We start from the raw sequence: 16,608 nt of genomic DNA on the forward strand, positions 1-16,608 counted from the left end.
AACGCTGCAGAGATCTGCAGCGTTTTTGTATTTATTATTTATTACTTGTTCATTTTTTCAGCAATTCTTTTCTTCTTATTGCGCTCGTAGATCACTTCTACAATCTTACCTCCGATCCAGGAAAACGGAAAGAATGTAAGGAAAATAGAAATCTTGTAAAACGTAGGATGATAAGGAAAAATAATTACATCCAGCATTGCGATAAAGAGCATAATAAAACCGATCAGAATAGCATAGGCAACTTTAGCATATTTAACGATGATTGCAGTTGCAACTCCTCCGATAGTAGTTCCCAGTCCGGAAATAAACAAGAGGAAGCCGAAGAATGCCTTATCATCTTTCATACTGAAAAGAAACCTCTGCCAGTGCTCAAACGGAGCAAAAGCCTCAAAAGTTACCCATTGCGGAAAAGCCCTTATACCAAGAGTGATAATAAGCCCTGCAATACCAAGGCCTATCAGAACCGCAATTGTATTTCTTATAAAGTTCATTAATCCTGATGTGCAATCATAGAAATTTCGATATCCACATTTTTAGGCAAACATGAAACCTGTACTGTTTCACGGGCAGGATAGCTTTCAGAATCCAGGTAAGAAGCATAGATATCATTCATTACAGCGAAATCATCCATATTCTTTAAGAAGATTGTAGCTTTTACAACGTTTTTGAAAGTCATGCCGGCTTCAGTAAGGATCGCTTCAAGGTTTTTCATTACCTGGTGCGTTTCTTTTTCAATTCCTTCAACCAATTTTCCAGTTGCAGGATCTACAGGAATCTGTCCGGAGATATACAAAACTCCGTTGGCCATATTAGCTTGTGAATAAGGCCCGATAGCTGCAGGTGCATTAACTGTGTTGATTACTTGTTTCATATGCGGATATTTAATTTTTTCTAAGTTCATAGACTGTCACTGCCTGTTAAATTCATTGATATTTAAATCTGCCAGCAGTGGTTGCATTAGAATTTCTTTTGGTTGCAAATATAAAATTTATATTCACAAATGCCAATCTGATATTAGAAAGGCGCATTAGGCTGGGTAAAGCTTCTGTCTTTGTACTTCAGTGCATCACTTAAGATATTGGCTTTGATGCCGATAAAGAAGTCGTACACTTTATACTGTCCGAACGGAACCCAGTTGAAATTGATCGTAAAACTTCGCTGATCTCTTGAAAAACCAATTCTTGTGTATGCCAGTTCTTTGGTCACCATATCATAATGGGTGCTTCCGTTGATATTCCAGTAAGGTGTCAGCTTGATACTGCCATCTAATCCTAAGGATGCAATTTTATTACCAAATCTGCTCAGTCCTTTAGAATATGCGTAATTGGCACTGATATTTAAAGTCCATGCCTGATCAAAGTGAGCATAATGATCATCATCAAAATAATAATTTTCATTTCGGACCTCTCCCTTGGAAGAATACTTTTTGGCGTAATCTGTTTTTTCTCCAAAAATCTCGCTGCTTAAAGGATAAGACAGCTGAACGTTGAATCCCTGTACACTGAAATGTCCGAACTGTTCAGTTCTTATTCCTGTATCCTGTCCTGGTAAGAAATCAATTTTATAAGGTTCAAGTGCAAGACTGGTATTAACTGTTAATTTGTTATTGAAAAAAGAAGACTGCCCGTTGATTGAAAATACAGACCAAGGATGGTCTTTAGCAGCGAAGTTATAGCTTCCCGCAAGGTTTAAGGATTCAAAAATCTTGATTTTCTTCACTCCTGTAGAATCACTCTTAGACTTTATTTTCATCTCGATATTGTTACCGATATTAAAGCCTAAAGCTCCCTGCATCCCGCTTGACGGGCTTCCGATGATCCCTTTTTCAAAAATAGAGTAAGGCGTCAATGCCCCGGTGGCATTATAATAGTTTCTGTAATATCCGAAGTTAGGACTTGAGAAATCCGGAGAATATGTGAAGCTTACACTTGGAGTCATCATGTGTCTTACCGCTTCCACTGCTGAGCCTTTTTTGAATTTCAGCATTCCGTACAATGTAGTCTGAAGACTGGCAGAAGTAGAGAATGTAGAGTATCCGCTAAAATTTTTCTTAATCTCATCGACAGTTACATTTTTTACAGGATCGTAATACCTGTTCAGTGTTTTTGTAGTCAGAGCATTGTCAATATTGGCACTTAAGCTGAATGTAAAGTATTTAGCCACCGTTGTATTGGTTGCCAATGCAATATTATTTTTAAGCCCGGTCTGCATTTTATCCCACATTTCTTTTTTAAACAGCTCATTTTCCTGAGTATTTACGAAATTGGTAAGGTTAAATCCGGTATTCACCGTGATATTTTCAAGAAGTCCCTGTCTGATTCCCGTTCTAGATTTGAAAAGATAAAACTGGTTAATGGCTACGTTCATCTGCGGGAGACGAAGGTCTGCCAGTCCTGTTGCAAAGTTCTGTGAATAAGAAGCCGTTCCCGTAATAGTCATCGGAAGTTTAAGAAATCTTTTGGTAAGGGTAACCGTAGAATTCTGCTGGGTATTCAGTACATTCTGGTTGAAAATGTAATTGTTGTTAAGTGGGTTATTATAGAATTTGGTACTTACAATGTCCACAGAAGCACTGAATGTAAGGAAAGGATTGGCCTTGGAATCCTGAGAGTGGGTCCAGTTGATCCTGTATGTACTGTTTTTAGTATAATCATCCAGGCCTTTGATTCCCCTTACCATGGTACCGATATCTGCTGTAAAGTTTCCTGAGTAACGGTATTTCTTCTGGTAATTCACCTGGGGACGCAGGTTCCAGCTTCCTTTGGTATAAATATCTGCTAAAACTTTAAGGTCAAAATGTTCCCCGATAGGCTGGTAATACCCTATCCCATTCAGGAAGAAACCTACATCTTCCCTTTCCCCGAAACTTGGGATCAGAATACCAGCTGCCCTTTTATCAGAAAATGGTAAAATGGCAAACGGAAGATAAAGAGGTGTAGGAACCTGCTCAATAAACATCTGGATAGGTCCTGTTACGATCTGGGATTTTGTTTTGGTTTTAATCAGCTTAATATTGTAAGCCCGCATAAAATAATCCGCTGCCGTATCTTTTTTCTTAATGAAATAATCATCCGTTGTATAATCCGCTTTTCTCATCGCGAATACGGAATCGTTGTATTTTTTAGTTTTCTGAGCTATAATTACCCCTTCACTTTCTTCTGTTCTTGCATTGAAAGCGATGGCCTGCTTGGTTTTTGTATTATAACTGAATTCGTTGGTTTCGTATTTTTTTCCGGCCTGTGTTGTAATGACAGGTTCAATAATTTTTCCCAGAGAGTCCTGTTTTCCTCTGGCGTATATCAGGTTTTTGTTATCATCAATAGAAATATAATCCGCATCAATCTGCATATCCTGATATTTTACCTGCGCATTTTTATTCAGGAATGTCATTTTTTTCGGAACATCTCTTCTCTGATCGTCTGCTTTTGTACGAAGAACATCATTCAAAGATTCTTTTTTTACAACTATGGTATCCTTTTTGGAAATAGTATCATTAACCGCATTTTTAGGCAATTTTTCAGGAGTTTTCTGTGCTAAAAAATTGTTAAAAATTAGGATAATTAAAATTTGTAATATATTTTTGAAGACGGTTTTGGCCAATTTTATACTATATAATTAAGGCCCAAAATTAATATAATTTTTATAACTGTAAGATGCACAAACAAAATTTTAAAATAATTTTATCATTTCTCCTTATCCTTGTCAGTAACTTTATTTTCTCTCAGAAGAAGTTTACGATCGTTTTGGATGCCGGACACGGAGGAAGTGATCACGGGGCCAACAGGACCTATTCCGACATCGGAAGAGTCGCTGAAAAAGACATTACACTTGCTATCACCTTAAAAGTGGGTGCCATGTTAGAAAAAAACAGAGACTTCAAAGTAATTTATACCCGAAAAATAGACGAGTACCCTTCTCTATCCGACAGGACAAACCTGGCCAACAGGAGCAAAGCAGATCTTTTCATATCTATTCACTGTAATTCTTCTCAAAGGCCTACAGCTTACGGTACAGAAACTTATGTACAGGGACCTAACCAGAATAACGAAAACCTGGAGGTAGCCAAAAGGGAAAATGATGTGATCTTCCTGGATGAAAAGGATAAGCAGATCTTTGGTTCTTATAATCCTGATTCTCCTGAATCTCTGATCGCTTTGAAACTTCAGCAGAGTAAATATCTGGAATCAAGTCTTCTTTTGGGAGGATTGGTGGAAGATAACTTTGTGAATAAGGACAAAAGATCTTCAAGAGGGGTATTCCAGAAAACCTTCACGTTCTCCGTATGAATGCGATGCCATCTGTACTGATAGAAACAGGATTCATCAATCATCCTGAAGAAAGTCACTATATCGCTTCTGACAAAGGACAGACTGAGATTGCAGAAAGCATCTACAATGCTGTTATCGATTATAAAAAAGCAATTGACAGAAAATCCGGCGGCTCTATTGCTGTCAGAAAACCTGAGCCTGAAAAGCCTGCTGAAGTTCCTCTGAAAAATGACTTCAGAATCCTTCTGATGAGCTCTCCTATGAAATACAATGAAAATGATCCTGCCCTTAAAGGTCTGAACTATATCCTTACTCTTAAAGAAAACGGACAATATAAGTATTACTATGCTGTAACCAATCTGGCCTCTGTGAAAGATATTAATCTTAAAACCGCTAAGGATGCAGGATTCAGAAATGCTTTTGCCGTTGGATTTATGCCCAATCAGAGAATCAATATGGGTTATTATACAATAGAAGTATATGCCGGAGATAAGCTGAATGGCAACTCTTATATTCTTCAGAACCTGAAAGATGTGGAAAGAGAAAAAGACAATGGAGTATTTTATTATACCTATGGAAAAGTGTATACACTGGAGGATGCAGTGAAGCTTCAGAAAGAGCTTGAGGCTAAAGGCATCAAAAATACTGTGATACAAAAAGTCTACAAATAAATCCGGAAATAATTTTGAAGTTAAAAGTTAATTATTACTTTTGCAACCTCAAAATTCGGCCTATTCGTCTAGTGGTCAGGACTCAAGATTTTCATTCTTGCAACAGGGGTTCGATTCCCCTATAGGCTACGAAAATACAAACCTTTAACTGCTCAGTTAAAGGTTTTTTTATGGACTCTTTTATTTTCTTATTTCTCATTAAGATCTCCGGGTAAATTTCAGATTGTATGATTTAATTAAAAATATTGAAAGTCAGATTATAGCAGACTTCCAGATTGAGAATTGTAATGAAACAATATTTACTTTTTGCTGAAAAAGGTATTGTGTATATGTTATATATCACAAAAGCATTATATTTGCAAAAATTTTATCCATAGTTGGTCACACAATATGGTCACACTGATGAAAAATAATATTGATAAATCATTGTTTGTAGTTTGCTACAGGCTATCAAATTTTATATCATGCCGGATTTAAAAATACAAGAAGCGAAATTGCTTTTTAAGAAAATCCACTCTAACCCAAAAAGTTATGATTTACAAATCAATGAAGACGGGATTACAGGCAAAGATGATAAAATCAGTTTCAGGCTTTACAGGACAGGAGAAAGGGTTGCTTTTGAAGTAACAATTGACGGACTTACTTTCACCAATACTACTGGAGAATGGAACAATGCACTGATCATGCTGGGAAATACGATCAAAAAATTAGAAAAAGAACAAGAAAATTTAAAAATAGAACAGGCAATAAATAAACTCAGAAAGTACCTAACAGAAGAAAATTAATTTTTTAAAAATAAATTTGGTAGTTTAAAAAAGTTTATAGTTTTGCACTCACATTTAAACGATATGGCAAATCATAAATCAGCACTAAAGAGAATCAGACAAAACGAAACTAGAAGACTTCGTAACAGATATTACCACAAGACTGCTAGAACAGCTTTAAAAGCTTTAAGAAATGAAGAGAACAAAGCTGCTGCTACAGAACAATTGCCAAAAGTTATCGCTTTATTGGATAAATTAGCTAAGAAAAACATTATCCACAAAAACAAAGCGGCTAACTTGAAAAGCAAATTAACAAAGCACGTTAATAAATTAGCGTAATAATATAGCCGGCCCGTTCGTCTATCGGTTAGGACCTCAGATTTTCATTCTGGTAAGAGGGTTCGATTCCCCTACGGGCTACTTACATCTTAAAAAACCACTGTATAATATCAGTGGTTTTTTAAAGACAAAGTAGTAAAGCTATATAAAACATAACTAACCGGCCCGTTCGTCTATCGGTTAGGACCTCAGATTTTCATTCTGGTAAGAGGGGTTCGATTCCCCTACGGGCTACAATAAGAGTTGATACTTATAAAAACAAACACTAACCTATTACTTCGGTAGTAGAAGATAGAGGGCCCGTTCGTCTATCGGTTAGGACCTCAGATTTTCATTCTGGTAAGAGGGGTTCGATTCCCCTACGGGCTACAAAAGGACTTTTTCGAAGTCCTTTTTTCGTTTCCGTACAAGACATTCAGTCATTATTCACAGCACCTGCAGATTTCAACTTCTGCCATCATTATTCATTTAATATCAGATTAATGTGACAGCCTCCGGTAAATTTATCATTAACCAGGCAGGTCATACTGCTTCCATTCGTGCAATGAAGCATATTACATTTTATTAAAAATATCACCAATAATGGAAATATTATTTTCTGTTTCTTCCTTTTATTCTTACATTTGAATAAAACTATTCACTCTAAAATATATAACATGAAATTCAATTTACTTGTGGGAAACCGAACTTCTTTTAAGGCCGGTTTGATGGCTTTGTTTTTATTTTCCGCCAGCACAATGTCCTTTGCCCAGAACAGAATTTATGCGCATGCACAAAGTTCAGGCGTATTTGGTGTCGCATGCCTGGGATGCCATATAGATAATCCGCTCAATGCCGTAGGAGATAATGAAAATGATTATTCAACAATGGTATTGGGAACGGCTCTATTGGGAGGAATTCAGCAAACGCTGATTTTTCCTGACCTGAGATCAGACACAAGGCTGGTTGTAGGAATCGGGACAGATAACATTCCATTATCTGTACAATTATTAAGCGGGGTCACTCTCGAAACAATGAATGGAGGTACATCCAATGAGGACAGAAGAACGATTGATGTCAGCCTTCTTAAACTGGGGGCAATTCCCAACAGAGGCACAGTAGAATTCAAGCCAGCAAAGCCTTATGACGGAATAAGAATTGGTTTAACCGGAGGAGTGTTAAGCCTTGGCGGCGGTTTCAGAATTTATTATGCATATCAGGATCCTCTGGTGAATATTATGGCATACAGCCAAAACGGACAGATTACTCTTGGAGGAAATGTTCCGGTGGAAGGTTCTGAAGTAACGCTGTTCAATACTTCGGGGAAAGAGGTATTCCGTTCAACACTGAAATCAAACACATTTGAATCTAAACAGCGTGAAGGGCTTTATATAATGAATGTAAAAACTAAAGATGGGAAAACATATTCCAAAAAAGTTTTAATTCAATAAGTGATAACAAAAGCACGGTAGGTTTTAGCCTGCTGTATTTATTTTCAAAGCAGCTTAAAACACCACATTAAATAAAACAAATTCATAATCACAAATATCAACAAATTATTAACAAATCACTTAATTATGAAATAAAATAAACAACATAATCATTTTATTTATAAATTTACAAAAAGCTAAAACCCAAAATTTTTCTACATATGAAAACTTATTTATTACTTAGCCAACGCACAATGAAAGCTGCAATTTTGGCATCATTTCTATTTTTAACGAGCTCAATGTCTTTTGCACAGATTGTAAAAACTTATGCAAGCAGCCAAACCAACCAGGTACTTGGCGTATGCTTAGGTTGTGGTGTTTTGAATCCTCAAAATGCAGTAGGAAGTAACGAAAATGACTACTCTACCCTTCAGGTTTCAGTAGGTCTTCTGGCGAGAACGGAACAGACATTGATCTTCCCAACTACCAATATCGCGAACAATACCAACAAGCTTGTTCTAGCCATTGGTTCAAACGGAACGCCTCTGTCTGCCCAGGTATTGGGAGGTGTTTCTATTGAAACATTTAATGGAGATGTCTCCAACAACGATTACACAAGTCTTGCCACCAAACTGATCAACCTTGGTGCCGGAGATCCAAGCAAAGGTGAAATTGAAATGACGATGAACATTCCTTTTGACCGTATCAAAATCAATGTGAATTCAGGATTATTGAATATTGGCGGTGAGCTTAGAGTATATTATGCTTATCAGTATAAAGATCCGTTCATCAACTTTATGGCCCATAACCAAAACGGACAGTTCACTCTTGATAAAAATATTTCTGCAGCCGGTTCAGAAGTAACCCTGACCAATACTTCAGGAAAAGAAGTATTCCGTTCCAAGCTGACATCCAATACATTTGAAACCAAGCAGCCACAGGGAGTGTATATCATGAACATCACTACAAAAGAAGGAAAAACATATTCTAAAAAAGTGACCATCAAGTAAGGAAAAGATACATAACAGATCAGGCCCGGCAAGCTTTTAAGCTTGCCGGGCTTTTATTTACAATTCAATATTTACTAAAAAACCCTGACCAATTTGGCCAGGGTTAGACTAACAAGATTAACTATCTAAAATAGTATTAGTTTTTGATAACTTTTTGCTGATATACCGCTTTATCTGTTACCGCTTTTACAATATAAACACCCTTTGGAAGAGCACTTACATTGATTTGTCCGTTATTCAGCTGTGCATTGATGGCTCTGCCAGAAGCATCATAGATAGAAACATTCTGAATTTTCTCCTGTGTTTTAATGGTAAGAATATCAGTAACCGGATTAGGGTACATACTGAATTCAAGTTTCTTCACCTCAGCAGTAGCCAGAGTTGATGTTGTACTAGTCACTGTAAGTGTTTTCTCCACTAATTTACCATTGGAATTAAAGCTGATCACAATATCAGATGTACCTGAAACAAGTGGTGTCAAAACCAGCTCGTCATTATTATTAATCACTGCGGAAACGACTGTAGGATTGCTGTTTGATTTTATAGACTTTACAACCGATACTGTCATGTTGTCCGCATCAGAGATTACTGATTTCAGATCGATCGAAGTCGTATTTGCTGCTGTAAACTGTGAAGGTAAAATATTGCTTACAACAGGAACTGAATTATTGGTAAATACCGTCAATGCAGGGAACCAATAATAATCATTCAGTGTTTTGGTATTGATAAGAGTCCCGCTCATATTGTAGGTATGAATCCAGTTTTTCTGGAAGTGTGCACCATACCCGCTTTCTGTGGTATTCAGAACAAGTTCACCGGTAACAGGGTTTACACGAAGAGCTGCACCGTAAGGAATTTGCTTAAACTGCCCTGTCTGTCCCGGAATTGCTGCAAAGTTTTCGTTAAATGTTTTTGTTGTAACATCAAATCTTACAATCTGTGTTCCTGAACTAAAGCTGCTGATTGAATTGATCCAGTATAAGGCATTTTCTTTATTACTTGCCGTAAATCTTCCTGCATTCCATGCTCCCCAGTCCCCAATGTATTTAGTGGTAGGAATATTGTAAACCTGTGTTGCAAACGTGGTAGGGTTGATGCTGATCAGCTTCTGATCCTGAATTCCCCATATACTTCCGTCTTTAGCCTGAACTACTGAATAGAATCCTCCGGCAACAGTGCTCACTATGGTATCCGTATTGGGATCGATTACTAAAATTCCGACCCCCTGCTTCACTGCAAATACATATTGTGAAGTACGGATCATGTTTCAATCTGGCCGGTTCCGCCGGTTCCGGTAATCAGGGAACCTACCTGCAGATTGTCGATATTGAAAAGGACTATTCCGGTAGAAGTACCAATATAACCTTTATGCACGTTCACCCCTACAAATGATCTTCCATCACCACCTCCGATGTTATTAAATCCAGCAATTTTCTGCATGGTCTGCGCATTGGCTACAACCAGTCTTCCACCCGGCGTATACTGAGTATCTCCTCCATCGGCAGCCTGCTTTGATACAAAGTAAAATTTGTCTCCATAGATTGTTCCGTATTGTGTGGTGGCACCGAAAGCCTGGTTATTGTTTGCATTACTGTAAACACGATAATTGATCTGACCGTTATTATCAATGAAATTTACAGAACCGTTGGTATGGCCAAACCATTCTTCGTTTACCATAAAATATCCGTTGGTATAGTTTGTAGAAGCTACGTATGGAGAAACCGGAGTAATGGTAGAAGAAACAGGTGTTTCATTAAATCCTACATTGAAATTCCATACATCCCATGAACCATTTTGCAATGTACGTGAAGAAGCCCCAACACTGGAATATCCGAAATCTGCATCAGCCGGATTCTTTACCCAATAAGCCCAGTATCCGTTAACTGTCCATCCTGACTGCCAGTGATCATTGGCAGCGTCTACAATTGTATAACTGTCAAAATCATAAGCTGTTGTGTTTACAAAACCGTTCACAGGATATAACGGATATGTGGTATTTCCGTTTTTGATCAGGGCGTTGGTACCCTGACCGTTAAGATCAAAACCTATTCCCCCGACTGCTGATCCGAACTGTGTTCCCTGATACAGCAAAGTGTACAGCCTGTGATCTGCTTTAGCAATGGCTTTCAGCATGTCTTCTCCTGTGGCATTTCCGTCCCATTTGTAGCCCCAGACCATAGCATCAGGATTTTTAGCGTCATTCCACTGTACGACAAAAGCAGCCTGATTGGCTCCCGACCCTACCCAATACTGAATATCAGAAAAACTGATGGTAGTGGTATTAAGCTGACTGATCCCTGAAATATCATTTCTGGGTACTCCCTGTACTTTTATCTGTGCATTGGATAAGCATGCAAACAGAAAAAGCATCATAAAAAGATAAAACTTTTTCATTTTTATTAATTTAAATAGATTGTATTATTGATTTATTATTTGAAGTGCAGATCATAAGCTCCTGCCACTTCTGTAGAAACCTCTCCCAGCCAGCCGGCTTCCTGATTGACTCCCGTATATATTTTCATAAAATCGATTCCAGGAAGTTTTACATATTTTCCGCTTCTGTCTACTGCCCATGAAATATCAATATTGGAAGCTTCATCATTATTCGGAGCATTATCTGCATATCCGAACTCATATGATTTTCCTACCCAATAGGAACCGTCTCCGTTCTGATCGAAGAAATTATTTGCAAGCCTGGTTCCCGAAAAGCCGTAAGAACTATCGGTAAACCACAAAGGATAATAGCTTTGTGCGTGAAAGGTATTTTTTGTTTTGAATCCCTGATTGCCAAGATTATCACTCCACTTTATATATTCCACATCAGTCTGCCAGAATTCAGTTCCGGCTACAGGTGTTTTATTTTCGTCAGGCTTATAATAGGTTATGGTGTAGTTTTTTACGGTCGTATTTTTAAAATATTCACTGCCTGCAATTTCGTACCATTCATCGTTATCCGGCTTTCCGTTTTTGTTTCTGTCGTAAGCTACCATAATAATCCCCGGCTCACAGGATCCTGAACGCGGCTCACTGGCATCATTTCCAAAGAATGCATTTCCCAGTACTTTAAAATCCCTTCCATTCAGATTGGGGATGGTATGGTCAAACCCGAACACAACATATCCGCCATATCCTCCCAGACTGATCATGGTAGAATTGCCTCCAACTAAGGATTCATTGGCTTTCTGGAGCATATTAGCAGCTGTATTTCCGGGTACATATTCCGGGATTTCGTTCATGAACTGCCCAACCGCGGGACGGAACTCCAATATTTTTGAAATGTATTTACTATAAGGTGTTTTTTCTTTGGTAACAATAATTTTAGAATGAAAAACCTGTTCGTTTCCTTTACTGTTAATCTTTAAAGTCAGAGGATAAGCATCAGCATTCAGACTGATAAATTCAAGTTCCGGGTTTTGAGAAATAATAGAATCGTTAATACTCCAGGTAACCGATCCTGATGCATTCGTAGGAATACTTAATACTTTCAAGCGTTCAATGGTGTAAGAATCATCAAGCCCTCTGAATGTAAATTCATCTTCGTCATCGTGTTTACAGGCAATCACTCCTAAAAGGAAAAAGGATAAAAATCCGGCTTTTAAATAAGTAAAGGTATTTCTGTTCATGTTTTAAAGTTTGGTTATTTGTATAAAAAAGCGAAGTGGGCAGGGATATTTCCACCCTCCGTTTTCCATTTAAAGTGTCCGTTTTTATCAAAGCAGTACACCAATCCCATTGATACGTAATTTCTGGCATCTGTGATGTAGATATCTTCTGTGATGGGGTTTACGGCAATTCCGTAAGGTGTTTTAATAGCGGCTTCATATTCTTTATCAAAAATACTGTTGGCGATAATCTCTTCTGTTTTCACATCAATAATCCCAAATGATTTTTTATAGCTGTGGGTATTGTAATTGAATTCATTGCCATAGAAATAGAGTTTATCATTCACGATCGTCATTTCACTGACTGAGAGATGAAAGTTTTTCTTGACAGTTCCTGTTGCTGCATCTATTGCATAAAGATTGGAAGGAACATTATAATAATCTCCTCTGGAGCTTACATACAGATCACCGTAATTGTCCTTTTTAATGTGATGAAGGTTAATAGCAACTTCTATTTTTTTAATTTCTGTAAAAGTATTCAGATCGATTACGGAAACCGTATTATCATAATCAGGAGCTTTGTATCCTCCAGAATTGGCTACAAATAAGGCATTTCCTACAATTTCCAGTTCCTCCGGCTGATAGCCTACCACTACTTCACGCTGGATAGAGAGCGATGTTGTATCGATTTCCACTACTTTTCCTTTTGGAGCTTTCGGGTTAATAGCTACAGGACCCGCATAGCTGCTGGCATAAACTTTCCCGTCTTTGAAGGCAAGATATCTGCAGTTTTGCAAAGGAATAGACGTAATGCGTTTAGCTGTTCTGGCATCCAGCACTTCTATTTTGTTGGAAACATTGACAACAATATAAAGTTTGCTTCCATACACTTTGATATCATTTCCTACATCACCGAGTTCTTTTACCACATTGGGATTGATTTCCGCGTAAATATTTCTGAAATAAGTTCCTTTGGTATAATCAAAAAAATCCAGGGTACATTTGTTACTGCCCATATTCCCTTCATTCAGCATGTAAAAGCCTTTTATTGCAGTATTTTCTGAAGGAAGCCCTTCTACCACTTCCTGACGGACAATAATATCATCTGTACGGCATGACGTAAGAAAAGCTAAGACAAGAAATAAAAAATAAAAGTTTAGTTTTCTCATAGGCTAAAGTTTAGAATAAGTTTAAAATTTCTTCCGGGCATCGGATAATTGATAACCACATCATAGTATTGATTGAAAATATTATTCATCTCAAGGCTTACTTTAAATTGATGATTCGCCCATCTGAATTTTTTCTGAACAGAGAGATCATGAGTATACCATGGCTGCACATAATTGTACTGAATATTATCCTGGTTCACATCATATCTTTCTCCCACATACATTGCGCTGTAATTGAAGCTCCAGTCTTTATAATCTGCCATCAGACTGAAAGATCCGCTATGCCATGGTGTGTAAGGAATCTGATTTTTGTAGAAAGTATCTTCAGGATCACTCACATCTTTTGCACTCTGATAAGTATAGGAAAGCAAAGGTCTAAGAGTTACTTTTCCCAGCTGAAGTTCTGTCTGTACATTCACATCAGCACCAATGATTTCAACCATTCCAAGGTTCATCATCAGCCAGCGGAACATGCTTCCGTTGGGAGCGGCTACAATTTTATCCTGTACTTTATTGTAGTAACCATCAACTTTAGCATAAAAGGTTTTAACGAGACGGTTGCTATAATTCTTCTGATAGGTAAATCCAAGATCATACTGGTTGGTAAATTCCGGCTTCAGGTAAGTGTTTCCGATATTGGTATAATAGAGATCATTGAAGGTTGGAAGCCGGAAAATCCGTTTATAGAATGCTCTGAGTGTCAGTTCCGGGATGATCTCCGGCTGATAGCTCATAAATACGGCTGGCGTCCACTCCCTGGCATCTCCCGGTCTTTTGTTTTTCCTTACTTCTTCAAATGTAAAAGTTCCTAAAAGGCTTCCCAGAATTTTGAACCTGTTCCACTGATAGGTTGTTGCCAACGCTACCAATGTGGTATAGCGCGTAGGATATGAAAAATTATCCAGATTGGCATCCAGATTATTGTACTGAAAATCCCCGCTCAGACTGACATCCCAGTTGGGTGTGATTGAATAGATATTGGATGAGGAAATATAAAACTCCCGTTGAATATAAGTGTTATCGGTATGAATGACAGACTGTGAGCGAACCGTATCCATAAAATGGGTATAATCGTATGCGAATTTTGCTTTCAGCTGTGTTTCAAATTTCGGGAACAGCTTTTTTCTCAGCTTGGCCTGTACAAAATAATTTTCATCAGAAAGTCTCGCTCCTCTTCCTCCAAAACGTCCGTTGACTATAGGTGCCGGCATTCCGCGGTCTGAAATATACCCATACCCTCTGATATTCCAGCTTCCGTTATTTAAAATTCCATTTAAAGAAGTTTCAAAACGTTTTGCCTTGATATCTGAGTCCTGTCTCCTGGCAATGGTATCATAAGCCTGCTGCCCGTCAGGATATTTCTTGGCATACCGAAATCTGTAAATTCCGTCACTCTGCATAAATTCTCCACTGAAGCTGGCAGAAACCCTTTCTGAAATCTTCTGCTCCAAACGGAATGACGGATTGAAAAGGTCTATGGAAGCACTTTTTGCTCTTATTGTAAGATTCGTTTTTCTTGTTCCTTTAAAAACAGGCGTTTTAGGCTGTAAATAAATAGACCCTGAAGAACCGAAATCTTTTGCCGGCTGAAAAATCTCACTTTTCTGACCGTTGTACAATGATATCTCTTCAAGATCATCCAAAGAGTATCTTCCGAGATCAACCAGTCCGTTCTGGGCATTTCCCAACTGAATCCCGTCATAAAAAACCCCTACATGCTGGCTTCCCATGCTTCGGATATTAATGGTTTTCAAACCACCCAATCCACCATAATCTTTAATCTGGACACCCGAAAAATACCGCAGCGCATCTGCTACAGAATGACTGTTCAGTCTTTCCAGCTGTTCGCCCTGTAAAGTTTGTGCAGGAAGGATTTCTTTGAAATTCTTTTTATAAAGGTTGATTCCTTTAATGGTTTCTTCCTGAAGACTGTCTTTTTTCCTGGTTTGGGAAAGCACAAGATGGGATGTTAACACCAGTATAGTGAAAACAGCTTTATAAATTGCAGAAGTAGTTAGTTTTGCCACCATTAGCTCATTTAGGGATAATGATGACGCTAATGGATATAAGAATACAAGGATAAAGCACAACGGTCACTGCACAGAATCATTGATGTCCTAAGCTTTATTCCACGAAAGCGTCAAACGATTATTTTCTGGCAGGTCTTCTGACTTACTCCATTTTTGAAATCCTTCCCATTCCTGAAAACAGTGGATATTTTTCTTCAAAAACTTTGGTGCGGAGCTTACAGCAGCGGGTCTGTTCCGGATTTTCACCGGATTCCCTTTTAAGAGCTTTTTACGGCTCACCAAATTCCGGCAAAGATAAATAATTATTCCTAATACCCAACTAAAATCATGATTTATAAACAATTAAAGCTCCCGAAGGAGCTTTAACATGATTTCAACGAGGGTTTTCTTTTTAAATTCCAATATTCAGGAAAATACTGAATCTTGATTTGGCTTCAATATCTCCTCCCGCCAGATGAGTATACATCGGAAGCATGACTTCACTTCCCAGGCTCAGCTTTTTATAGGAAGCTTCAAAGCCTAATTTTCCGTACAAAGCGCTTCCTGCTGTATTGGGCAGGGCTTCATCAAACTGTTTATTCTGTGCATACACTTCACCCTGCACTCCGGTTTTTACAGAAAAGATCGACTTTTCGTTTCCTGCAACCTGATAAAAACCTGTTGCGGCATAGTTCCATTGGTTTCCGAAACGGTAATTTTTCTTGTTCTCTGTTTTGATCGTATAGTCTGTATTGACTAATACTGCGACCTTATTCTTTTGAAATTTATAATTCAAAGCAGCCTGATAATCCCAGCTTCCGGTTCCCAGCTGAAAACTTGGATTGACACCGGATGCTCCTTTTTCATCAAATTTTCCCAGAGGAATTTTCACGCCTAAACCTCCGCTCAGGTGATGGAAATTATCTTTAGAATTCATCAGCTGGTAAATTCCCATCAGATTCATATCCCCTACTCCATTGATTTTGATACCTCCCTGCATGGTCCGTTTTTCATGGAAATGGAAGGGCAGACTTGCATAAACACTTAGTTTTTTAGTCAGTGGAACTTTCCCCCAAAGCTGTAAAGTATTGAAATACTGATCCTGCGTAAGGTCTTTTACAAATAAATTTTCTTTGGCTTTGTAATGTTGTGCAAAGTATTTGATTCCGATAAACTGTGGATTCAGCAAAGATTCAAAACCGGAAGAACCGTTTCCTGCTGCACAACCGCACGCATCACAATCATCATCAAAATCGAAACTGCTAAAAGTTTCCGGAGCAATATAAGCGCTGTCTCTTATGGCCTTCGCCTGATACTGATTCAACAGGATCAAACTTAGTATCATTATAATCTTCTTCATGTCTTCT

At 38.1% G+C, this 16,608-nt stretch carries 13 protein-coding genes, 4 tRNA genes, 1 pseudogene and 1 riboswitch; of the genes and pseudogenes, 9 read left to right on the plus strand and 9 right to left on the minus strand.

Going from position 1 to position 16,608, the window contains the following annotated elements; genetic code table 11:
• Positions 1-41: 41 nt before the first annotated feature.
• From OWR28_RS20875 to OWR28_RS20885, 3 genes are all read right to left on the minus strand, one after another.
• Complete coding sequence (locus OWR28_RS20875) at positions 42-491, minus strand: hypothetical protein (protein WP_002983085.1); 450 nt, start codon at positions 489-491, stop codon at positions 42-44.
• Positions 491-871 (minus strand): RidA family protein, encoded by a 381-nt coding sequence (locus tag OWR28_RS20880; protein ID WP_041461978.1) that lies wholly within the window; start codon positions 869-871, stop codon positions 491-493. The genes OWR28_RS20875 and OWR28_RS20880 overlap by 1 nt, the downstream gene beginning before the upstream one ends.
• A gap of 143 nt (positions 872-1,014) precedes the next feature.
• The gene (locus OWR28_RS20885) at positions 1,015-3,600 is read right to left on the minus strand and encodes a putative LPS assembly protein LptD (protein ID WP_332388344.1); all 2,586 of its coding nucleotides are present in this window, start codon (positions 3,598-3,600) and stop codon (positions 1,015-1,017) included.
• 53 nt (positions 3,601-3,653) lie between these two features.
• Here OWR28_RS20885 and OWR28_RS20890 point away from each other — a divergent pair.
• The 9 genes and pseudogenes from OWR28_RS20890 to OWR28_RS20930 all read left to right on the plus strand — a co-directional run bounded on the left by OWR28_RS20890 (position 3,654) and on the right by OWR28_RS20930 (position 8,461).
• Positions 3,654-4,939, plus strand: a pseudogene (locus OWR28_RS20890) (N-acetylmuramoyl-L-alanine amidase family protein).
• A 57-nt stretch (positions 4,940-4,996) separates the two neighbouring features.
• Positions 4,997-5,068 (plus strand) — tRNA-Glu (locus OWR28_RS20895).
• Positions 5,069-5,403: 335 nt separating this feature from the next.
• Positions 5,404-5,724 carry a hypothetical protein gene (locus OWR28_RS20900; RefSeq protein WP_332388345.1) on the plus strand — a complete coding sequence of 107 codons (321 nt, stop codon included), beginning with the start codon at positions 5,404-5,406 and terminating at the stop codon, positions 5,722-5,724.
• 63 nt (positions 5,725-5,787) lie between these two features.
• Positions 5,788-6,042 (plus strand): 30S ribosomal protein S20, encoded by a 255-nt coding sequence (rpsT, locus tag OWR28_RS20905; RefSeq protein ID WP_002983073.1) that lies wholly within the window; start codon positions 5,788-5,790, stop codon positions 6,040-6,042.
• 10 nt (positions 6,043-6,052) lie between these two features.
• Positions 6,053-6,123 (plus strand) — tRNA-Glu (locus tag OWR28_RS20910).
• A gap of 81 nt (positions 6,124-6,204) precedes the next feature.
• Positions 6,205-6,276: transfer RNA gene (locus tag OWR28_RS20915), tRNA-Glu, on the plus strand.
• A gap of 63 nt (positions 6,277-6,339) precedes the next feature.
• A tRNA-Glu gene (locus OWR28_RS20920) sits at positions 6,340-6,411 on the plus strand.
• Positions 6,412-6,698: 287 nt separating this feature from the next.
• Complete coding sequence (locus tag OWR28_RS20925) at positions 6,699-7,472, plus strand: T9SS type A sorting domain-containing protein (protein WP_332388346.1); 774 nt, start codon at positions 6,699-6,701, stop codon at positions 7,470-7,472.
• Positions 7,473-7,705: 233 nt separating this feature from the next.
• Positions 7,706-8,461, plus strand: a complete 756-nt coding sequence (locus OWR28_RS20930) for a T9SS type A sorting domain-containing protein (RefSeq protein ID WP_332388347.1) — start codon at positions 7,706-7,708, stop codon at positions 8,459-8,461.
• A gap of 136 nt (positions 8,462-8,597) precedes the next feature.
• On the opposite strand, the gene OWR28_RS20935 is transcribed toward OWR28_RS20930, so the two are convergent.
• The 6 genes from OWR28_RS20935 to OWR28_RS20960 all read right to left on the minus strand — a co-directional run bounded on the left by OWR28_RS20935 (position 8,598) and on the right by OWR28_RS20960 (position 16,601).
• On the minus strand, positions 8,598-9,725 hold the full coding sequence (locus OWR28_RS20935) for a DUF5074 domain-containing protein (RefSeq protein WP_332388348.1): 1,128 nt from the start codon (positions 9,723-9,725) through the stop codon (positions 8,598-8,600).
• Entirely contained in the window at positions 9,722-10,855 is a 1,134-nt protein-coding gene (locus OWR28_RS20940; RefSeq protein ID WP_332388349.1) for a DUF5074 domain-containing protein, read from the minus strand. Before OWR28_RS20940 ends, OWR28_RS20935 begins: the two co-directional genes overlap by 4 nt.
• 35 nt (positions 10,856-10,890) lie before the next feature.
• Positions 10,891-12,084, minus strand: coding sequence for a cell surface protein (locus tag OWR28_RS20945; RefSeq protein ID WP_332388350.1), 1,194 nt, complete (start codon positions 12,082-12,084; stop codon positions 10,891-10,893).
• A gap of 14 nt (positions 12,085-12,098) precedes the next feature.
• Entirely contained in the window at positions 12,099-13,232 is a 1,134-nt protein-coding gene (locus tag OWR28_RS20950; RefSeq protein WP_332388351.1) for a YncE family protein, read from the minus strand.
• Positions 13,229-15,262: a TonB-dependent receptor domain-containing protein gene (locus OWR28_RS20955; RefSeq protein ID WP_332388352.1), complete on the minus strand. Its 2,034-nt coding sequence runs from the start codon at positions 15,260-15,262 to the stop codon at positions 13,229-13,231. The genes OWR28_RS20950 and OWR28_RS20955 overlap by 4 nt, the downstream gene beginning before the upstream one ends.
• A 110-nt stretch (positions 15,263-15,372) precedes the next feature.
• Positions 15,373-15,560: riboswitch (cobalamin riboswitch) on the minus strand.
• Between the two features lie 93 nt (positions 15,561-15,653).
• Positions 15,654-16,601 carry a transporter gene (locus OWR28_RS20960; RefSeq protein WP_332388353.1) on the minus strand — a complete coding sequence of 316 codons (948 nt, stop codon included), beginning with the start codon at positions 16,599-16,601 and terminating at the stop codon, positions 15,654-15,656.
• Positions 16,602-16,608: the final 7 nt, after the last annotated feature.

The sequence above is a fragment of the Chryseobacterium sp. 1B4 genome, from assembly GCF_036631475.1.
In the GTDB taxonomy this organism is placed as follows: domain Bacteria; phylum Bacteroidota; class Bacteroidia; order Flavobacteriales; family Weeksellaceae; genus Chryseobacterium.